Origin of the sequence: Paenibacillus radicibacter, assembly GCF_024721995.1 — a bacterium.
GTDB classification, from domain to species: Bacteria; Bacillota; Bacilli; order Paenibacillales; family NBRC-103111; genus Paenibacillus_AM; species Paenibacillus_AM radicibacter.
In genome coordinates this window covers 92,437-112,793 of sequence record NZ_JANQBC010000013.1, presented here as the reverse complement: position 1 = coordinate 112,793, position 20,357 = coordinate 92,437, and the positions used below count along the sequence as shown (strand labels likewise).

Sequence of the window (20,357 nt, the reverse complement as noted above, 5' to 3'; positions counted from 1 at the left end):
ACAATTAAATAAATTCAAAATTCACGATTGAGACTCACAGGCTTTCCTTGGAAAGCCACTTCGTAAGCATTAAGTGCTTTTTTCTCTGTAGTGACCAAACTTTTTGAACACGCGCTTCTCAAGTTAAATGTCTAGCATCTTCGCAAGTTTCGCTTCATCTAAGCGGTTACCCACATAGAAGTCACCGAATTCACCGAAGCGCGCACTTACTTCATCGAAGCGCATTTCATACACAAGCTTCTTGAATTGAAGTGCATCGTCCGCAAATAGCGTTACGCCCCACTCCCAGTTGTCAAAACCGACAGAGCCTGTAATGATTTGTTTCACTTTACCTGCATAGTTGCGTCCGATCATGCCATGAGAGCGCATGAATTTCGAACGATCTGCCATATCAAGCATGTACCAGTTATCTTCGCCGTCACGACGCTTGTTCATTGGGTAGAAGCAGATGTGGTTGGCCTGTGGCAATGTTGGCTTTAGACGAGCCAAAATGTCTGGGTCTTGCATTGGATCTGTACCTGGTTTAGCTAGGTATGCACTAAGTTCAACGATAGACACGTAAGAATACGTTGGGATCGTGAATTGTGCGATCAATGATTTATTGAAACGTGTTTCAAGCTCATTTAATTCTTCAAGCGTTTCACGCAAATGCATGAATACGAAGTCAGCCTTTTGTCCAACGATACTGTAGAACGCTGTGGAACCAAGCTTATCATTCTCAATCGCTTTGCAATCCGCAAGGAACGAAGTTAATTCATCCGCAGCAGCTTTGCGTTCTTTTGGTGTAGCGGCATTCCAAGAGATCCAATCAATCATTCTGAAATCGTGCAGGGCATACCATCCTTCTAACGTTTGGGCAGGTTCACTCATAGGTAAAAAGCCTCCTTGTATATTGAGAGTCATTATCAATTAGTTATTAACCATTACCATTGTACCCGAAATAAGTGGGCTGTTTCAATGGACGTGCTGTGAACAAAACAATGTTCAAATTGTAGACACTTTACCTTGTTGGTGGCGTGTTTTACAATAAAGAGTAGGTCTTATTGCGGGAGGTTTTATACATATGATTCAAACCTTTATTGTTATCGTACTTATGTTTGTTTTGTTCTTCGGATTAGGTTTTATCCTGAACATGTTGATCAAGACGACTTGGCTGCCTATGTATATGTTCATTGCTCTGATTATTGGATTATTAATCTATCAAGGTTGGGGTGATTTCGCAGGGCAAATGAGTAAGTATGGTGCACCTGACTACTTAGCTGCGATTGGTGGACTTGCAGGTGCGTTTTTGAGTGGCAAAACGATAGATGTATTACGTATAAGAGGGTTCAAAATGTTCTAATTGTGTGAATAAGCTTCCGAGCAGGAAGCTTTTTTCTTTATCTTTCGGAAGGTACATATGATAGAATAAAAAGAATAGACTCGGAGTAAACAGGAGGTGTGACATGAGGATATCGAATATGTTGCAATTTACCGAGAAGCACCGATTTTGTGTGTATCGGGATTTTGCCATGAGCCCTTTGCAGCTCCGTATGCTTTCTAACGCCTACCAGCCTATCATAGGTGGGCTAGCCACAGCTCTTTTTCATACCTTATATGGACAAGTTCCGGCAGATAAAGCCGGTTATTCCGCGCTTGAGCTTCAACGAAAGTTATTCTTATATCTGGATTTGGAACAAGGTGAACGCGGACGCAAGAGCTTAATTGAATTAACATCGAAGCTTGAAGCAGTTGGGCTTCTTCAATCGGTACGTCGCTTTGATCATCCGGACGAAGATCCATTCTTCGAATATATATTAACGCCGCCACTATCACCGCAAGAGTTTTTCTATAGTGATCACTTGATGCTTGCGCTTCACGACAAAGTGGGGAAACATCTCGTACTTGCGCTTCGTGATGAGTTGCTTATGCCAAAACTCGATACGATTGGAAGTGCAGCGGGAGAAGATTTATCGGTATCGTTCTATGATCTGTTTCGTCCAAGTCCGCATGGTGTCGATGCTGAGCTGGAGAAAGCTCTGCAAGAAGCAGCGGCGACGAAATCAGTAGGTCAAGCAGCACGTAGTTTTTCCAGTGAGGTTGGGAATATTGATTATGCGGACATTATCGCATCATTCCCGTATTCGTCAGAGAACCGTGTATATGTGGAGCAATTAAACAAGCAGCCGGATCAGATGATATTAATTAATTTTGTCGCATCCAAGTACAATTTAGATATCGTCGATTTAAGGCGCTTGCTAGATAAACAGGATATTTTTAATAAACAAGGTGACTTGCAAAAAGAGATTTTGGAAGAAGAAGCGACATTATTATACTTGCAAGGTGAGAAGCGTAAGGATTCTGCTGTGATGCTAATGGGTAGGAAAGAAGAAATGAAGTCTAGTGTTGCTGCTTCCAGTTCAGGAGTGCCAACAGAGAAGACCGTTTCGTTAAATCATTGTCTGGATGTGCCAACATTCCTGCTTGATGACTGCAACGACATTCAGCAATATAATGTGTTCCTTCGTAATCAACCTTATACCAAGGTGCTGGAGACGTTTATCCCTAATGGTATTATCCCACCACAAATTCGCGAGACATTCTTGCGTATTCATAAAGTGTACGGCATGGCCGATGAAGTTCTTAATGTACTCATTCATTTTACCCATATCGACAATCGATCTTGGGAGAAATTTCGACTTGAGGACGTTGCATCTGATATGATTGGAAAAGGAGTCACGACGTTCGAAGCGGCTGTGAGCTATGTGAAAGCTCGAATTCGTACGCGCGAGCTTGCTGTTGCGAAAGCGATGGAAGCGAAGGAACGTGCGAATGCGAAGTCCAAAACAGGCGGCAGAGCAGGACGTCCAGTAGGCTCGGCGAATGCGAAATCGCAGAAGCCGCGGATTCCGATAGCAACAGGTAGTCAGTCACAGAAACCGACAGATGCCGAACTCGAAGCCATTTTGAATAAAGCACGGAAGTTAGATGCAAGAAATAAATGATCATTGAACAAATGTTAAGGGAGGTGGGACGAATTGGAATCATTGTCGCAGATTTTGAAACAATTTGCCGAAGGACCTTTCATGAAAAGCGGGGAAGAGCGCGCTCAGCAGATTTTGCAAGATCCGTTAATCTTGAAATTTCGTCAGAAACATCCTGAGCTGGACGAGCACACCTTACGTGTGAATATGAACCGCTTGTATCAATGTGTGAAAGAATATAAGAATTGTGCGAACTGTCCAGGTCTTGAACGTTGTCCGAATGATCTACAAGGGCATTATGCGGTACTTACGGTTGAACAGCAAGGTACGTATTCTTACATTCATGAGACGAAGGCAGCGTGTAAGAAGCAACTTGCTTACGCGGCTGAACAGACGCTTCGCTCTAGAATTCGTACGTATCATGTCGATGATAAAGCGATCTTGGAGAATCACTCTTTCGAGCAGATTATCGGTAAAGATCTGGAGCGTGCGAAAGCTGTTGATCAAATCCAAGACTATATCATTAAGACGATGGAAGAGGGACTCCAGAAGAAGGGTCTGTATCTGTATGGCTCATTCGGCACGGGTAAGACTTTCTTGATGTGTTACATGCTACACAAGCTGGCGAAGGAAGGCCATACAGGCGCGATTGTGTACATGCCGGACTTTGCTGAAGACTTGAAAGGGATGTTTGGAGATGCTGGTGCACTACGTGAGACGATTGAGGCGCTTAAGGATACGGACGTCCTGATCTTCGACGACATCGGTGCAGAGAACTTGAATCCGTGGCTGCGTGACCATGTACTCGGTGCGATCTTGAACTATCGGATGAATCGCAAACCGACCTTCTTTACGTCCAATTATGATCTAGATAGTCTTGAGAAGCATTTATCATTTACGAATAAAGATGGTGATGAGGAACATAAGGGACAGCGGATTATGGATCGGATTCGTCCTTTTGTCGACAAGGTTGAAGTGCTTGGAGAGAATAAGCGCGGACAATCATAAATGGGATCCATCGAAAAAAGACCTCTCTGCAATTAGCAGGAGGTCTTTTAGTTATGTAGGAAATTAACCGATCATTAATTTAATGACTACACCTACAAGGAAGATAAGGAAGAGAACACCGAAAAATCCGCCGAAACCAATCATCAAGTCCATGAAATCGTTACGAGGTTCTTCGTTAATGTGCTGCTCGGGGTTTCTTGTCTGGCTCATTGATAATCCTCCTGACACGTACATTTTGCTTTAAGTATACTCATACCAAGCAATGATTGTAAAGAAGAGGAAAGTGACAATTCTGTAAACGTCAATGACCCAAATCACAAGCCCAATTTTTAACGGGGAGCTGTTTGGTTGAAAATGAGGTGCTTTGTGGTATACTTTACATATTGACGACAAACCGTCGATTACTTTAAGTATTCATTTTTTCTTTATATTCAAGGAGGAGACATCCATGGCAATAGTAAATGTAACAGACCAAACTTTTAAAGCAGAAGTTGAATCGGAAGGTACAGTATTGGTTGATTTCTGGGCGCCTTGGTGCGGACCTTGCAAAATGATTGCTCCAATCTTGGACGAACTTTCCCAAGAAGTTAGCAACAAAATTGCAAAAGTAAACGTGGATGACAATGCAGAATCTGCTGCACGCTTTGGCGTAATGAGTATCCCGACTTTGATCGTATTTAAAGATGGTCAACCGGTTGATAAATTGGTTGGTTTGCAATCCAAAGACGCTCTTAAGAGTGTACTTGAGCGTCACGCTTAATTGCATCTTACAATAAAGTAAAACCCTTTTCCTAATCGTAGGTGAAGGGTTTTTTTTGTATGTAAAGGTTCGGATAAGTTGATATTAAGAGCATAATTGTCGTAAAATCTGTAATCTAAAGTTAAAACTATGAGATATGGAATCGAATGGATATTTAACTGTGTTAATTATTTGATTGGGAGGGTTTTAATTGCTTGGAATTGCCAGAAGAGAATTTCTTAAGTTATTCAAAAGTTTTCGTGCGATTGCTGTCATAGCCATTATGCTATTGGTCGCTTACAACGGAGCTAAATTAATGTCTAGCGTGATTTTGCTCGGTGAGTTAGGTGTTGGCAGCAGTAGTAACTCGCTGTACACGGGTATCATTTATATTCTAATGCTACTGCTTGGATTTCTGTTTGTGTTTTCGATTTCACACGATACGTTGAATAAGGAAATGGAACTGCAGACGATTCGTTATTTGGTGACCCGAACATCACGGCTATCTGTATTTCTCGGGAAGTGCATCGGAATCATTGTTTTTTGGATGTGTTGTATTTTACTTACATATGGCGTGTTATCTTATTTTGCCAAACAAATACTAGTTGTAGATTTCTTGGTACTTATGTCGTTCATTAGCTATATGATTGGGCTGAACATGCTCCTTAGCATGGTGATTCCGAAGAGTTCTCTGTCGATGTTTATCGCAATTGTGTTAGGAATCGCTATGCCTGTGCTCGGTCTAATGGCACTTGGTTCCGATAAATTATGGTTGCAAGTGACCGACTATATACTGCCTTATTATTATTTAAAGCAAGACGCAATGTGGTTTAAAAGTATTCCGTTTCTACAAGGTGTCGTTTTTGCCGGAGTAGCTTATATGCTCTTCAGAAGGAGGGATTTATAGTGCCGGTACTAACGGTTCAAGATCTACGTAAAAGTTTCGGGAAGAATGAGGTAGTTAAAGGTGTTTCGTTCCAAGTAAATGAAGGTGCTACTTTCGGTTTTCTGGGTAAGAATGGAGCGGGTAAATCAACGACGATTAATATTCTTACAGGTGTGATGTATGCGACGAGCGGCTCATTTACGATGCTCGGCAAGCCGCATACACAACTTGATGAAATTAAGCGAGAGATAGGGGTAATGCCAGACGCTGCTAACTTCTATACCGACATGACTGCGCTAGCGCATTTACGTTTTTTTGCACAAATAAAAGGAATCAAATCGAACACAGAGCAGCTGCGTAAGTTGTTAAACGAAGTTGGACTTACAGATCATGAGGGAAAGAAAGTAGCAAAGTTTTCTTTTGGCATGAAGAAAAAATTAGGCATTGCTCAGGCGCTAGTTGGAAGTCCTAAGCTGATTTTTCTAGATGAGCCAACTTCTGGTGTGGATGCAGAGTCCATTCTCAATATTCATGAGATTATATTACGATTGCGAAAGAAGGGAATTACCGTTCTCATGACATCGCACAACATGTCGGAAGTGGAGAAGTTGTGCACAGACATAGCGATTATGCAACAAGGCGTTATCGCTGCAAGTGGTACACTTAGTGAACTGCAAGCGGAATATGAATCCAGCGTAAATGTCATATTGGAAGTACCTGCATTCCCAGTGGAACTACTCGGTATACTAAAGTTTGATTTAGGGGAAACATGCATCCAAGTTTCTTATCATGAGGGATTGCTGGATTGTGAAATGACTGACAAGAGCCAGATACCCGATATTCATTATTGGCTCGCGGATCGAAGAATTGATACGTATCAAGTACGTTTGAAGCAAGCCACTTTGGAAGAGATTTTTATTAGTATCTAGTTTATATTGACGTGCTTCATAAGTGGGGCTCTTTTTGGTAATGATGCCAGGAAGAGTCTTTTTGTTGCTATTTTTAAAACGTGAGAACTGACTCTTTTTCTGTTAAAATAAAGGGAACATATGCTTGTAAGGGAGGGGACGGATTTGTCAGAGATGGATAACTCAGAAGACAATCAAATCGAGGATCAGTCCTATCAAGAAACGATTCGCCACAAATTATCACTCTTGCCAGATAAGCCTGGCTGTTATCTGATGAAGAACGAAGACGGCACCATTATCTATGTAGGAAAAGCCAAAGTGCTGAAAAATCGGGTTCGCTCCTATTTTACAGGTTCCCATAGCGCAAAGACGCAGCGGCTAGTCGTAGATATTCGTGATTTTGAATATATCGTTACTTCCAGTAATATGGAAGCTCTTATCTTGGAGTGCAACTTAATTAAGCAGCATCAACCTCGGTATAACGTACTCTTGAAAGACGACAAGACGTTTCCTTATATCAAAATAACGGGGCATACGCACCCGCGACTTGAAGTGACAAGACGTGTACTCAAGGATAAAGGGAAGTACTTCGGCCCTTATCCGAACGCTTTTGCAGCTCAGCAGACGAAGAAACTACTCGATCGCCTATATCCGCTGCGCAAATGTAATACAATGCCGGATAAAGTATGTCTATATTACCATCTGGGACAATGTCTGGCTCCATGTGAATATGAAGTGACGGCTCAGCAGAATGAGGCGATTGTTCAAGAGATCTCGCGATTCTTAAATGGCGGTTCGGATGCGGTTAAGAAGGATTTAACGGAGAAGATGATGCATGCGGCAGAAGAATTGCAATTTGAGCGGGCGAAAGAATATCGCGACTTGATTCAGAGCATTGATGCTGTTATGGAAAAGCAGAAGATTACGACACTCGATGCAACGGATCGGGACGTATTCGGTTATGTGGTGGATAAAGGCTGGATGAGTGTTCAAATTCAGTACATGCGTCAAGGTAAAATGATTGAGCGTCATGTGTCCTTATTCCCATTCTATGGGGAGGCTTACGATGACTTTATTACGTATGTGACTCAAGTGTACAGTGAGAATCCGGCTCTGCCGAAAGAAGTATTTTTGCCGCAGCCGCCAAGTGAAGAGGAGTCAGATATCAGGCAAGCTTTTGAAAGCTGGTTAAAAGTAAAAGTCATGTTCCCGCAGCGCGGACTGAAGAAGCAAATGGTGGATATGGCAACAGATAATGCGAAAGTAGCCTTAGAAGAAAAATTCCGGATGCTAGAGCGCGATGAAAAGAGAACGGTGAAGGCAGCAGCGAATCTGGGTGAATCGCTCGGTCTAAGTTCAGTGAATCGAATTGAAGCGTTCGATAACTCCAACATTGCGGGGACGAATGCGGTATCTGCAATGGTTGTATTTACGAATGGCAAACCTGACCGTAAAGAGTATCGGAAGTACAAGATCCGCACGGTAGAAGGTCCAGATGATTATGAATCCATGCGTGAAGTGATCCGTCGCCGCTATGAGCGTGTGCTCAAGGAAAATCTGACGATGCCTGATCTTATTATTGTCGATGGTGGTAAAGGTCATATGTCAGCGGCTTCTGACGTACTGGAGAATGAGCTGGGTCTTTACATCCCTGTATGTGGCTTGAAAAAAGATGACAAGCATAAGACATCAGAACTGCTTATTGGTAATCCACCAGAAGTAGTGCCACTGCCACGCGATTCGCAAGAATTCTATTTACTCCATCGGATTCAAGATGAAGTGCATCGATTCGCAATCACATTCCATCGTGAAGTGAGATCCAAGTCGATGATCGTGTCACAACTTGATTCAATTCCAGGTATTGGTGAGAAAAGACGGAAGGTTTTACTCACTCATTTTGGGTCATTGAAGAAAATAAAAGAAGCATCCGTGGAAGATTTCAAGGCCGCAGGGATCGGAGAAAAACTTGCACAAGAAATATTACAATCGTTAAATGTGAAAGAAGAAGCGCCAGAATCGTAGAGCGCTTCTTTTTTTGTGCTCATTTTCTCGTAATTGAAAGAAAAGCGGTGAAAATAGTAGATAATGAAGGGGAAATGAGGGTTTGTATCATACAATTCGACTACAAGCCTACAATTTTACCCAATTTCAGTCAAAAATGGCGTTGTGAACTGTTAGGTGAGGATATATAATTCAAATCAATTGAATACAAGCCGAATTTCTTATCGAAAACGGGGGAACCATTTTAAGGGGTGAATTTCACTGAGAATGCAAATTTTCTCAGCGAATAGGGCGAAGCTGACGTCCGAATCCGACAGCTAACTTCGTAGGCTTTGTGTCAGTTGTCTTTATGATGACACTATTGGAAGGTGTCTTTTTTTATGGATTCATATCGTTAGGCTTATTTTAGGGGGATGTATGAAGAACAAATCAAGACTCGCGAGATTATCGCCGCCGCAAGTATTATCTCTAGGATTCGCTCTGATTATCCTGATCGGTGCATCACTACTGACTCTGCCATTCGCTTCAACAAGCGGGGAGTCAATGCCATTCATTGATGCGCTATTCACAGCGACTTCAGCCACCTGCGTAACAGGTTTGGTCGTCGTGGATACAGGGAGTCATTTTACAGTGTTCGGGCAGATTGTCATTATCACGTTAATCCAGATTGGTGGACTCGGGTTTATGACTTTTGCGACATTGTATGCGTTCATGTTGCGCAAGCGAATTTCACTCAAAGAAAGATTGTTATTACAAGAAGCGTTAAACCAAGGTTCAATGGAAGGGATTGTTCGGTTGATTCGCCGAGTCATTATTTACTCACTTTCCATCGAAGCAATTGCGGCAATTATTTTTACGATTCGTTGGTCATTTGATTTTGGGTTCCAAAAAGGACTGTACTTCGGCATTTTCCATGCTATATCATTTTTCAACAATGCGGGATTTGACTTATTCGGTTCAGTTTATGGGAAATTCAGTTCCCTAACGGCATATGCAGATGATTTCGTCGTTAACTTTGTTTCCATGGCACTCATTGTGCTGGGGGGTATCGGCTTTTTCGTTATGGCAGATGTGCTGGATTTCAAACGAACGAAGAGGTTGTCTCTACACACAAAAGTCGTATTAAGTGCAACGACGGGACTGATTCTAGTAGGGGCAATCGTTATTTTCATTTTTGAATTCTCAAATGCACGTACACTAGGAACACTTGATTGGTTCGGTAAGGTGCTGTCGTCCTTCTTTCAATCGGTATCACCGCGAACAGCAGGTGCGAATACGATCGATATTGGTGCGATGAGACAAGCTTCTCAATTCTTCATCATCATCTTGATGTTTATTGGAGCTTCGCCGGGGTCAACAGGTGGAGGGATTAAGACGACGACATTCATGGTCATGGTTGGTGCAGTCATTGCGATGGTTCGGGGAAAAGAAGATATCGTACTATTTCGCTATCGCTTGGCGAAAGATCGTATCCTTAAAGCGATTACGCTTACGATCCTTGCACTAGCACTCGTCATATTCGTAGCGATGTTGTTATCCACGACTGAGGATCACTCGTTTATTATGATTTTGTTTGAGGTCACATCTGCGTTTGGTACGGTAGGACTGACGATGGGACTGACAACGGATTTGACGACCTTCGGTAAGATTCTGATCTTACTGATGATGTTTATTGGACGTCTGGGTCCGCTTACACTTGCCATTGCAGTCGGGCCAAAAGCAGAGAAAGAACTGTATCGTTACCCAGAAGGTAAAGTGACAATTGGTTAATGAACATATTTAGTAAAGATAGATAGGGGCGCACGCATACATGGAGAAACAATATGCTGTAATCGGACTTGGACGCTTTGGCTCGTCATTGTCGAAGGAGTTAATGAGACTAGGCTATGAAGTATTAGGTATCGACCGCAATGAAGAAAGAGCAGACGACATGAACGAATACCTGACGCATACCGTTGTTGCGGATTGCACGGATGAAGACGTACTTCGTTCGCTAGGCATTCGTAACTTTGACTGTGTAGTTGTAGCAATTGGTAACGATATTCAAGCTAGCATTATGACGGCAATCGTCCTCAAAGATTTCGGTGTGAAGTCGGTCGTAGCCAAGGCGATGACGGAACTGCACGGTAAAGTATTGCAAAAGATTGGTGTGGATCGCGTCATTTATCCGGAGCGGGATATGGGGATTCGTGTGGCGCATCAGCTTGCATCTCCTAACTTGCTCGATTATATCGAACTGTCCAAGGATTATACGATTGCAGAATTATCCGTACCTAAACATCTGTGTGGGCATTCACTGAGTGATCTCAATCCTCGCGGTAAATACGGCTGCTCCGTCGTTGCAATTAATAAGAAGCAGAATGAGCAAGTCATCATTGCTCCAAGTGCGCAGGACGTACTTGAAGAGGGCGATCTAATGGTTGTGATTGGAGTTAATGAGAACATTGAGCGTTTAGAGCAAGAGATGGTTAATTAGCATGAACGAACTTATTCATCATGTTCTCTTCTTAATTGTATTTATATGTGGAGTTGGAATGATATTCGGAAAGGTGGCGCGCTGGCTTCGTTTGCCGGACGTCGCCCTCTTCCTCATCGCAGGTATGATTGTTGGACAAGGGTTGCATCTTGTTAGTGAAGAAAGTGCCTCATTTACGAATCAGTTTATACTCGTACTTGGATCCGTGCTTATTCTGTTCGATGGTGGTCGCAATATTCAGTTGTCTGGACTTAAGAAAGTATGGGTAACCGTGACAATGCTCAGTATACCGGGTGTGTTCATTACATGTGCGGTTGTCGCAGTCTCTGCCCATTACTTACTCGGATTACCCTGGCTAATTGCCTTACTCTTAGGAACCGTTATTTGTTCAACAGATCCGGCTACACTCATTCCTGTATTTAAGCAAGTGAAGATTAAACCTAAAGTACGTGAGACCGTAGAGAGTGAATCCGCCTTTAATGATGCAACAGGTTCGATCCTAACGTTCTCTGTTCTTGCAATTGTGATGGGAACAGGTGATGTAACAATAGCATCTGGCGTGCTCAAGTTTCTCAAAACAGCGATAGGCGGCTTGCTTGTTGGCGGTGCAATTGGCTATGTCGTAACGTACATAACAGCACATCTGAAATTTGGTTTCTTGCGTGAATATGCAACTGTGGCAATGCTTGTAACCGCACTTGGCAGTTATTTAGTCGGTGAAACATTTGGATTTAGCGGATTTATGGCGACATTTACGGCAGGGCTTATTTGGGGGAATGCGAAGACGCTTGGTTTCCAAATGGAGGACAAGCTAACGGAGATGGGGCATTTTACAGAAAATATAACGTTCATCATGCGGATGCTCATATTCGTTCTTCTTGGCTCCCAAGTAAACTTTGGAGTAATCTTCGCTCACCTTTGGCCAAGTATTGGTGTTATTCTTGTGTTTATGTTTATCGCGCGTCCACTTACTGTGTTTATATCCGCATGGCCGGATCGTAAAGCGAAATGGACGTTTAAAGAACTTGCATTCATGAGCTGGGTAAGGGAGACCGGGGTCATTCCTGCCGCGCTATCGGGTATGGTGACGGGGATGGGTGTTCCACATGCGGACATCATCGCTTCTGTTACGTTCATTGCGATCTTGTTTACGATTGTGCTGCAAGCAAGTAGTACGGGCTACGTTGCTAAGAAGCTAGGGATTGCGTTAAAGGAGTAGCTGCTTCATTTGCAGCTACCCTTTTTTTCTTGATCCTTTCGTTGATTGTGTTTGATTTTCATAGAATGCTTTGGCTTTATTAATGAAAGGATGAACGGCTTCCTGATTGTACGCTTCCTTAGCGTAGATGAGTGAGGTCGTTCTTTTTGTTTGCAGAAGTTCGGGTAAATTTCTGACGACAAGCCCATTATTCTCCGCAAGTAGGGAGCGTACATAGGATTGGGGCAGCAGTGTCGCTGAATAGCAGGACGGAACCAGTCGAATAATCGCTTCGAATGAATCGATCTCCATCTTAATATCGGGATGAATACTGTACTGCTGGAATAGTTCATCGGTTAAGATACGATACCATGTACCACGTGAGAATAAGATCATGGATAAGCCTTCTAAGTGATTAATTGTAAGTTCCGCTTGATGCACATAGTCATGGTCAGGGGGCAGCACAAGGCAGAGGTGATCGTCGAAGAGTGGTTCGCACTGAATACCGCTAACATTGATCGTGGACGCAATAAGCCCAATATCGACTTTTTTCTCTTTGACCATGGTTACAATTTCATGCGTTTTCCCTGTGAGTACCTTAATATCGGTGTGCGGATGCTCATCAAGAAATGCAGCTAGAAGTTGTGGAAGTGTCGATTGCAAAGTCGTAAGAGAAGCGCCTACGGTAAGTGCGACATGTTTGTTTTCCACTTTAAATTGTTGCAATTGACGCATAAGCTTCACATCCATAGCATGCAACTGCTTGGCATGTTCGTAACAAATTTCACCTGCTCGTGTCAGTTCAAGTCGTTTTCCTTTACGTGTAAAAAGGGCAACGCCGAGCGTTTCCTCGAGTTTCATGATTTGTCTGGACAACGCAGGTTGCGAGAGATTGAGGTTACGTGAAGCCTGGTTTAAAGAAGAATGTTCAACAATACTTGCAAATGATCGCCAGTGTTCCATGTGAATACATCCTTTTCTATTGAAAATGTCACCTTATGCAAAAAAGGTATAAATGATTATAAAAAAACGGCACTTCCATTATAAGCTATCAAGGGTTAACATGTATATGTCATCGAAAATTCAAACTTATATGAGATTTATCGAAGGAAGCGCATTCAAATGCATTGACGCCCTATATGGGCGGGGTTACAATGAAGCGTAGTTTGTCTGAAATTGACGAAAGTAGTATGACAATGGGGAATTTTAATGAGGAGGGAATAGTAACAGATGGCAAAAAACTCGTATTTATTTCGAAAGGTGCACTCATTACTTGGAGTTATTCCAGTAGGCTTCTTTCTTATTGAGCATTTGCTAACGAACTATACGGCGACGAAAGGTCACGAGGAGTTTGTTAAGCAGATTGAATGGTTAAGCTCTCTACCACTTGTATTGTTTTTAGAAATTTTCGGTATTTGGCTTCCACTTCTTTACCATGCTGTATATGGTTTGTATGTAGCGTACACAGCAAGAAACAACGTGACGAATTATGGATACTTCCGTAATCACATGTTCTTATGGCAGCGTGTAACAGGTGTTATTACGTTCCTATTCGTAGCATGGCATTTCTTCGAAACACGTTTCCAAGTTGCAATCGGTGCTGCTGAGCATGGTGAACTCGGAACGCATATGAACGAAATCTTAACGAATCCAGTATACTTCTGGTTCTATGTAATCGGTGTACTTGCAGCGTCCTTCCATTTCTGTAATGGTATGTGGTCGTTCTTAGTATCATGGGGGATTACAGTCGGCCCTCGTGCTCAGAAATTTTCGACAGTTATTTGGTTAGTGATGTTCGTAATTATGGGAACGATGTTTATTCTATCTTTGACAGCGTTCCAAGGTTCAGAATTTCAACAGCTTCCAGTAGGGGCTAAAGGTTAGGGGAGGGTGAACGAGAATGGCAAAATCTAATGTAATTGTTGTAGGTGGCGGATTAGCAGGACTTATGGCAGCGATCAAAGCAGCAGAGGCCGGGGTTCACGTAGAACTTTTCTCATTGGTTCCGGTTAAACGTTCTCACTCTGTTTGTGCACAAGGCGGCATTAATGGAGCGGTGAATACGAAAGGGGAAGGCGATTCTCCTTGGGAGCACTTTGATGATACAGTTTATGGTGGAGACTTCTTAGCGAACCAACCACCTGTTAAAGCAATGTGTGAAGCAGCACCTGGTATTATTCACTTGATGGACCGTATGGGTGTTATGTTCAGCCGTACACCGGAAGGTTTGCTTGATTTCCGTCGTTTCGGGGGTACACAATACCATCGTACAGCGTTCGCAGGCGCAACAACAGGTCAACAGCTTCTATATGCTCTAGATGAGCAAGTACGTCGCTGGGAAACAGAAGGTCTTGTAACGAAGCACGAGCACTGGGAATTCCTTGGTGCGGTTCTTGATGATGACGGCGTATGCCGTGGTATCTCTGCTCAAGACTTGCGTACGATGCAAGTACATACCTTCCGCTCTGATGCAGTAATCTTGGCTACAGGCGGTCCTGGTATTATTTTTGGTAAAACAACGAACTCCGTTATTAATACAGGTACAGCAGCATCTGCTGTATATCAACAAGGTGTTCACTATGCGAATGGTGAGTTCATTCAAATTCACCCAACAGCGATTCCAGGTGACGATAAGCTTCGTCTAATGTCTGAATCTGCTCGTGGTGAAGGCGGACGTATCTGGACTTACAAAGATGGAAAACCTTGGTATTTCTTGGAAGAAAAATATCCGGCATACGGAAACCTTGTACCGCGTGATATCGCAACGCGTGAGATCTTCTCCGTGTGTGTGGATCAGAAGTTGGGTATTAATGGGGAGAACATGGTTTACCTTGACCTTTCCCACAAAGATCCGAAAGAGCTTGATGTTAAACTAGGCGGAATTATCGAAATCTACGAAAAGTTTATGGGCGACGATCCGCGTAAAATCCCGATGAAGATTTTCCCTGCGGTTCACTACTCCATGGGCGGTATGTGGGTCGATTACAACCAAATGACGAATGTTCCAGGTCTATTCGCTTGCGGCGAGTGCGACTATCAATACCACGGTGCGAACCGTCTTGGTGCGAACTCTTTGCTATCTGCGATCTATGGCGGTATGGTTACAGGTCCGAAAGCAATCGAGTACATCAAAGGTTTGTCCAAGCATGTGGATGATATCTCTTCTACAATCTTCGATCAAGAGAAGAAGAAGCAAGAAGATAAGTACAACCGCATTATCAAGATGGACGGCAACGAGAATGCATACGGCTTGCACCGTGAGCTTGGCGATTTGATGAATACGAACATGACAGTTGTACGTTTCAACAACAAGCTAGAGCAATCCATTGCAACGATTAAAGATATGAAAGAGCGTTACAACCGCATTAACATCAACGATTCACTTGGTTGGAACAACCAAGGTGCTGCTTTCACTCGTCAATTGTGGAACATGCTTGAACTTGCTGAAGCAATGACACTTGGTGCACTTCTCCGTAATGAGAGCCGTGGCGCGCACTACAAGCCAGAGTTCCCTGAACGTGATGATGAGAACTTCTTGAAGACAACAAAAGCAACTTGGACACCTGAGGGTCCACAAATCTCTTATGAGGATGTAGATACTTCCTTGATCGCACCTCGTAAGCGTGATTACAGTGCAGATAAGAAAAAAGGGGGTAACTAATCATGACAGAAGCTACTGCAAGTAAAACCGTTAAATTTGTAGTCACTCGTCAAGATGGTCCCGATGCTAAATCGTACACAGAGGAATTCGAAGTTCCTTACCGTCCGAATATGAACGTGATTTCTGCATTAATGGAAGTTCAACGTAATCCAGTAACAACAGAGGGCAAGAAGACAGCTCCAGTATGTTGGGAATCCAACTGCTTGGAGGAAGTATGTGGTGCGTGTTCCATGGTTATCAATGGCAAGCCACGTCAAGCTTGTTCTTCCCTTATCGATAAACTAGAGCAACCGATTCGCATTGCGCCGATGTCCACGTTCCCAGTTGTACGTGACCTTGTAATCGATCGTGATCGCATGTTTAACGCTTTGAAAAAAGTAAAAGCATGGATTCCAATCGATGGTACGTACGATCTTGGTCCTGGACCACGAATGGCTGAATCCAAGCGTCAATGGGCTTATGAGCTTGCGAAATGTATGACTTGCGGCGTGTGCCTTGAAGCTTGTCCGAACGTAAACGACAAGAACTCCTTCATCGGTCCATCTGCAATCTCACAAGTTCGTTTGTTCAACGTTCACCCAACAGGTGAAATGAACAAAGAAGAGCGTCTAGATGCACTTATGGAAGATGGCGGTATCGAGGGCTGCGGTAACTCGCAGAACTGTGTACGCTCTTGTCCAAAAGGTATTCCGCTTACGACTTCGATTGCTGCGATGAATGCGGATACGACGAAGCACTTGTTTAAGAAGTGGTTGGGCATGTAGTTTTGAGATGATGTGGGTACTCCGGTACACCGCTGCGCAGAGCAAACATTCCTCCGATCGCTGTTGTTCGCGAGTTTCTATTTATGAGGTTAGTAGGTGGAAACTTGCTCACAAAGGCGACCACTCCGTTTCTCCGGAACGTTTGCTCTGCTCCGCTCGGAGTAAAGAGTCACTCCAAACTTTCGGTATAGGCAGGAAGAATGAAGAGAGAAGAGCCATTGTGCGCCCTGGTGGGCGGCACGATGGCTCTTTTTTGTTGGTAGGTTAATAGTTTGTAAAAAGCTAGTTTAAGTAGCATTTGCGATAGCTTTGTTGAGTAGAGTTCTTACAGGTCGTTCACGAGGACGACCTTGCCGATGACGTCGCCGGATTCGAGGAGGCGGTGGGCTTCGGCGGCTTCGGTGAAGCCGAACTGGCGCGAGTCGATCAGCGGACGGATATGGCCGCTGTCGATGACGGGGGCAAGCTTAGCGAGCGCTTGCCCGATATTGTCCATGCCCTCTCCAGTCAAGAGAGGGAGAATGGTAAACACGACGTGGAGCGTTAGGCCCTTGGCATGAAGCGGCGACAAGTCGTGGGTGGAACGGGCAGCGATTGCGATGACGCTGCCGCCGGGTGCGGCTGCCTCGAAGGACGCGTCGAGGCACGATTTGCCGACGGTGTCGAAGACAACGTCGAAGCCCCTGCCGTCCGTGTACGCACGGACGTAGTCACGTACCGCGATCTCGCGGTACGCAATGGCCGCCCGCGCGCCGAGGTCGCGGGCGATGGTCTGCTTCGCCGGCGTAGACGCGGTCGCGTACACTTCAGCTCCCGCCCAAGCGGCGAGCTGAAGTGCGACGTGGCCGACCCCGCCGGCGGCGCCGTGTACAAGCACACGTTGGCCAGGGCGCAACGTGGCGCGTTCGATCAGGCCGTTCCATGCGGTAACGGCCACGCAAGGTAACGATGCGGCTTCCGCCATCGTTAGCGTCTTTGGCTTATGCGCGATGAGACGCGCATCGGCAACCATGTATTCGGCGAGGGCGCCGCCGAATCCGCGTAGGCCTCCTGCGAAGCCGTACACTTCGTCACCAGGGTGGAAGGTTGTAACCCCTTCCCCAACTTCTTCAACGACACCTGCGACGTCTCCGTGAAGCAGAGCAGGTAGCTCAGGTGCGAGTGTTGGCATCATTCCTGAACGGATTCTGGCATCAATCGGGTTCACTGACGTCGCTGCGACTTTAATCCGGACTTGTCCAGCAGCTACTTGCGGGCGATCGATATGGTGCAGCGCGAACCCGCTTGGGTCACCATAGGTTGTTAACGCCATGGCTTTCATCAATTGGCTCATCTTCTATCACTCCTAGGCTGGGTATGGATGGAATTATACGATAAAATTTAGAGGAAGAAAATAATTTTTGTAACTTTTCTGATTAATAATGCGTTTATAATGTGAATGTTCGAAATTATACATATAGGAAGTGCGTGATTAATCATGAAGAGAAGAATATGGGTGGGTGGCATACTCGCTTGCTGCATGCTTGGCATTATGTTCATGGTATTTTGGAAAAGTGAGAACAAGGCGGAGGAGCTTACGCCGAGCACTGCAGTTGCTGCCACGATGGAGCCGCTTGATGTGAAAACCGTTGCGGAAAACACACCACAAACGCAGCAAGAGCCACAAAAACAAACCCAATTAACTGTGCCACTCCAAGACAAGACTAACACAGCCGAATTTGATTATAACCAAATCCCTGCCGATAAAGGAGTCATGGTTCGTTTAGATTCGGATCCACTTCTGCGCGGAAGCTTTGTCTCAACGCTCATTGCTAAACGAGATGAGACCATTACATTCTTCTTCAAAGAACCGATGGATCGGGCTTCTGTTGAGAAGGCTCTACTTAAACCTGCTGAGAAAGAATCTGGTTATTTCACGCCACGATTAGAGATGAAGTGGGTGAGTGACCATGAATTGCAAGTAAAAGCGAAAGTTAGTGAAGCGAAAACGCAGCTGCGCCAAACATTCCGACTAAGCACACTGGATGCACAGACCCAGCATGGGGTTAAGCTGTCGAGTGGTCTCTTCCTAGGCACGATATGGGAAACATCGCAAATCTGGCAAGTTTCAGATGATGGAAGCACGAAAAAACAATTGACTTCCTTTAAAGTTCCCTACACGATCAAGTCTTTGGACCAGACAGGAACGAACTATTTATTAAATCGAATGATGGGTTATTGTGAATGCGATAGAGAGAGTTTTGACTATACACGTGTATACAATGCGGTGACGAAGAAAGAGACGGCTTATCCTGCTGAAATGCGAGTGGAGCAGTCTTATCGTGGTAGTGGTTCATTCATTGCAGATCGTCGTGGTTTCTTCTATGCCTTGGATTCCAAAATAGCAACTGAATTTCCTAAAGCAGACACCGCTGTCGTAATCAAGTTACCTGAATTTGTTCACGGCGCAACATTTTCGAAAGATGGCAGGAGTGTAATTGCGATCACGGGCAAACAAAATCAAGAAACAGATTATACACTTCGCATCATTCCACTCGATCAGAAGGGAAAAGATATCGTTCTTTCATCCCAAATAAAAGGGAAGCTGCCTAGACATGAAGGCGGTGGGTATCTTATGCCGATCGAGTTTATCGATGACGGTAAACAAGCGTACTTTATATTACGTGATGAGAATGGCAGCGAACTACGTTATGCCTATGATTGGAGTAGAAGAACAGTCGGAGCATGGAAAGCTCCAATTGATCCTAACTTCTGGGCTGGTTTCAAAGCATCCAGTGATGGAAGATTCCGTTATTACGCAAATGGCGGACTCTATGATGGTGAGAAGCAATTATCGAAGTCATCCCCTGATTACGAAGGAATTTGGGCACCGAATACACATGAGTTTGTTTTTAATAATTTGAGCAAGTTAAACGCAGAGACGATGAAGGTTACCTCGAATAACAAGGTGAAATTACCTAGTGATACCGGGCTATTAACCATCTCTAATGATGCCAAGTGGTACTTCCTGTCTACTCCAGGTCAAATCAAGTGATAAAGGCTCATTTTTTGTTACACAATTGAAATATTTCTGTTATGGTTCCATAATGTTGCTGGGGTAATATAATAAACAAGACCCCCTTTTTAATATAAAACAATTCAGGACCTGGCCCCGTTGGCTCAGGTCTCCTTTTTTTTATAAAAGCTCACTTCCCGTTCTTCGGGCAAGTGGGCTTTTTTTCGTTACAATACACCTATAAAACTTTTAGGACATATGTCCTTTATGAGTGATCCCTAGTTATTATTTAATTAAAACAAATGAATGATAAAGGGGACGGCATCATGAAGGGAATCATATTTGCGTGTTTAGGGGGATTCTTCATTACACTTCAAGGTGTAGCGAATTCTCGAATCAGCCAAGATATAGGCACGTGGCAAACAGCAGCGCTTACTCAATTAACAGGATTTGTTGCGGCGGTAATCATCCTTATGCTATTTATTCGAAATCGGGATATAAAGAAGTTAAAGCAAGTTAAGCCACTGTATCTAACAGGCGGTACGTTTGCAGCTGTCATTATATTCAGTAATGTCACAGCGATCCATCACATTGGGGTTACGCTTAGCGTTGCTGTATTATTAATTGCGCAGCTAGGTTTAACTTTCTTGATTGATTGTAACGGGTGGTTTAGCGTAGCGAAGAAGAAGATGGGGATAACCCAATTTATTGGCATCGCGCTTATGATTGCCGGTGTGATTGTATTAAAGTATTAGCAT

Annotated in this window: 19 protein-coding genes and 1 riboswitch; of the genes, 15 read left to right on the top strand and 4 right to left on the bottom strand. The window is 44.0% G+C overall.

Annotated elements, in window-relative coordinates:
• Positions 1-123: 123 nt before the first annotated feature.
• Positions 124-870 carry a hydrogen peroxide-dependent heme synthase gene (hemQ, locus tag NV379_RS21625; RefSeq protein WP_258209424.1) on the bottom strand — a complete coding sequence of 249 codons (747 nt, stop codon included), beginning with the start codon at positions 868-870 and terminating at the stop codon, positions 124-126.
• Between the two features lie 193 nt (positions 871-1,063).
• On the opposite strand from hemQ, the gene NV379_RS21620 reads away from it, so the two are divergent.
• The 3 genes from NV379_RS21620 to dnaI all read left to right on the top strand — a co-directional run bounded on the left by NV379_RS21620 (position 1,064) and on the right by dnaI (position 3,971).
• A complete protein-coding gene (locus NV379_RS21620; protein WP_258209423.1) occupies positions 1,064-1,342 on the top strand; it encodes a YuiB family protein in 279 nt (92 codons plus the stop codon).
• Positions 1,343-1,445: 103 nt separating this feature from the next.
• Positions 1,446-2,984: a replication initiation and membrane attachment family protein gene (locus tag NV379_RS21615; RefSeq protein WP_258209422.1), complete on the top strand. Its 1,539-nt coding sequence runs from the start codon at positions 1,446-1,448 to the stop codon at positions 2,982-2,984.
• Between the two features lie 33 nt (positions 2,985-3,017).
• On the top strand, positions 3,018-3,971 hold the full coding sequence (dnaI, locus tag NV379_RS21610) for a primosomal protein DnaI (RefSeq protein WP_258209421.1): 954 nt from the start codon (positions 3,018-3,020) through the stop codon (positions 3,969-3,971).
• Between the two features lie 63 nt (positions 3,972-4,034).
• Here the strand turns inward: dnaI and NV379_RS21605 are convergent, their stop codons facing one another.
• On the bottom strand, positions 4,035-4,181 hold the full coding sequence (locus NV379_RS21605) for a YqzM family protein (RefSeq protein WP_258209420.1): 147 nt from the start codon (positions 4,179-4,181) through the stop codon (positions 4,035-4,037).
• 238 nt (positions 4,182-4,419) lie between these two features.
• On the opposite strand from NV379_RS21605, the gene trxA reads away from it, so the two are divergent.
• The 7 genes from trxA to NV379_RS21570 all read left to right on the top strand — a co-directional run bounded on the left by trxA (position 4,420) and on the right by NV379_RS21570 (position 12,200).
• A complete protein-coding gene (gene trxA / locus NV379_RS21600) occupies positions 4,420-4,731 on the top strand; it encodes a thioredoxin (protein WP_258209419.1) in 312 nt (103 codons plus the stop codon).
• Between the two features lie 190 nt (positions 4,732-4,921).
• Entirely contained in the window at positions 4,922-5,617 is a 696-nt protein-coding gene (locus NV379_RS21595; protein WP_258209418.1) for an ABC transporter permease, read from the top strand.
• On the top strand, positions 5,617-6,525 hold the full coding sequence (locus NV379_RS21590) for an ABC transporter ATP-binding protein (protein ID WP_258209417.1): 909 nt from the start codon (positions 5,617-5,619) through the stop codon (positions 6,523-6,525). Before NV379_RS21595 ends, NV379_RS21590 begins: the two co-directional genes overlap by 1 nt.
• Before the next feature lie 153 nt (positions 6,526-6,678).
• Positions 6,679-8,526 (top strand): excinuclease ABC subunit UvrC, encoded by a 1,848-nt coding sequence (gene uvrC / locus NV379_RS21585; RefSeq protein WP_258209528.1) that lies wholly within the window; start codon positions 6,679-6,681, stop codon positions 8,524-8,526.
• Between the two features lie 179 nt (positions 8,527-8,705).
• Positions 8,706-8,851: riboswitch (cyclic di-AMP (ydaO/yuaA leader) on the top strand.
• 71 nt (positions 8,852-8,922) lie between these two features.
• Positions 8,923-10,275: a TrkH family potassium uptake protein gene (locus NV379_RS21580; protein ID WP_258209416.1), complete on the top strand. Its 1,353-nt coding sequence runs from the start codon at positions 8,923-8,925 to the stop codon at positions 10,273-10,275.
• Positions 10,276-10,315: 40 nt separating this feature from the next.
• Positions 10,316-10,981: a potassium channel family protein gene (locus NV379_RS21575; protein WP_258209415.1), complete on the top strand. Its 666-nt coding sequence runs from the start codon at positions 10,316-10,318 to the stop codon at positions 10,979-10,981.
• 1 nt (position 10,982) lies between these two features.
• Positions 10,983-12,200 (top strand): cation:proton antiporter, encoded by a 1,218-nt coding sequence (locus NV379_RS21570; protein WP_258209414.1) that lies wholly within the window; start codon positions 10,983-10,985, stop codon positions 12,198-12,200.
• Positions 12,201-12,215: 15 nt separating this feature from the next.
• On the opposite strand, the gene NV379_RS21565 is transcribed toward NV379_RS21570, so the two are convergent.
• Positions 12,216-13,142, bottom strand: coding sequence for a LysR family transcriptional regulator (locus tag NV379_RS21565; RefSeq protein ID WP_258209413.1), 927 nt, complete (start codon positions 13,140-13,142; stop codon positions 12,216-12,218).
• A 267-nt stretch (positions 13,143-13,409) separates the two neighbouring features.
• On the opposite strand from NV379_RS21565, the gene NV379_RS21560 reads away from it, so the two are divergent.
• The 3 genes from NV379_RS21560 to sdhB are packed head-to-tail and all read left to right on the top strand — an operon-like array spanning position 13,410 to position 16,604.
• Positions 13,410-14,063: a succinate dehydrogenase cytochrome b558 subunit gene (locus tag NV379_RS21560; protein WP_258209412.1), complete on the top strand. Its 654-nt coding sequence runs from the start codon at positions 13,410-13,412 to the stop codon at positions 14,061-14,063.
• Positions 14,064-14,079: 16 nt separating this feature from the next.
• Positions 14,080-15,840, top strand: coding sequence for a succinate dehydrogenase flavoprotein subunit (gene sdhA, locus NV379_RS21555; protein ID WP_258209411.1), 1,761 nt, complete (start codon positions 14,080-14,082; stop codon positions 15,838-15,840).
• A 2-nt stretch (positions 15,841-15,842) separates the two neighbouring features.
• Entirely contained in the window at positions 15,843-16,604 is a 762-nt protein-coding gene (gene sdhB, locus NV379_RS21550; protein ID WP_258209410.1) for a succinate dehydrogenase iron-sulfur subunit, read from the top strand.
• Positions 16,605-16,929: 325 nt separating this feature from the next.
• Here sdhB and NV379_RS21545 read toward each other — a convergent pair whose 3' ends face one another.
• A complete protein-coding gene (locus NV379_RS21545) occupies positions 16,930-17,925 on the bottom strand; it encodes a zinc-dependent alcohol dehydrogenase family protein (protein ID WP_258209527.1) in 996 nt (331 codons plus the stop codon).
• Between the two features lie 156 nt (positions 17,926-18,081).
• On the opposite strand from NV379_RS21545, the gene NV379_RS21540 reads away from it, so the two are divergent.
• The gene (locus NV379_RS21540) at positions 18,082-19,638 is read left to right on the top strand and encodes a hypothetical protein (protein WP_258209409.1); all 1,557 of its coding nucleotides are present in this window, start codon (positions 18,082-18,084) and stop codon (positions 19,636-19,638) included.
• Between the two features lie 287 nt (positions 19,639-19,925).
• Positions 19,926-20,354 carry a DMT family transporter gene (locus tag NV379_RS21535; RefSeq protein ID WP_258209526.1) on the top strand — a complete coding sequence of 143 codons (429 nt, stop codon included), beginning with the start codon at positions 19,926-19,928 and terminating at the stop codon, positions 20,352-20,354.
• Positions 20,355-20,357 lie beyond the last annotated feature (3 nt).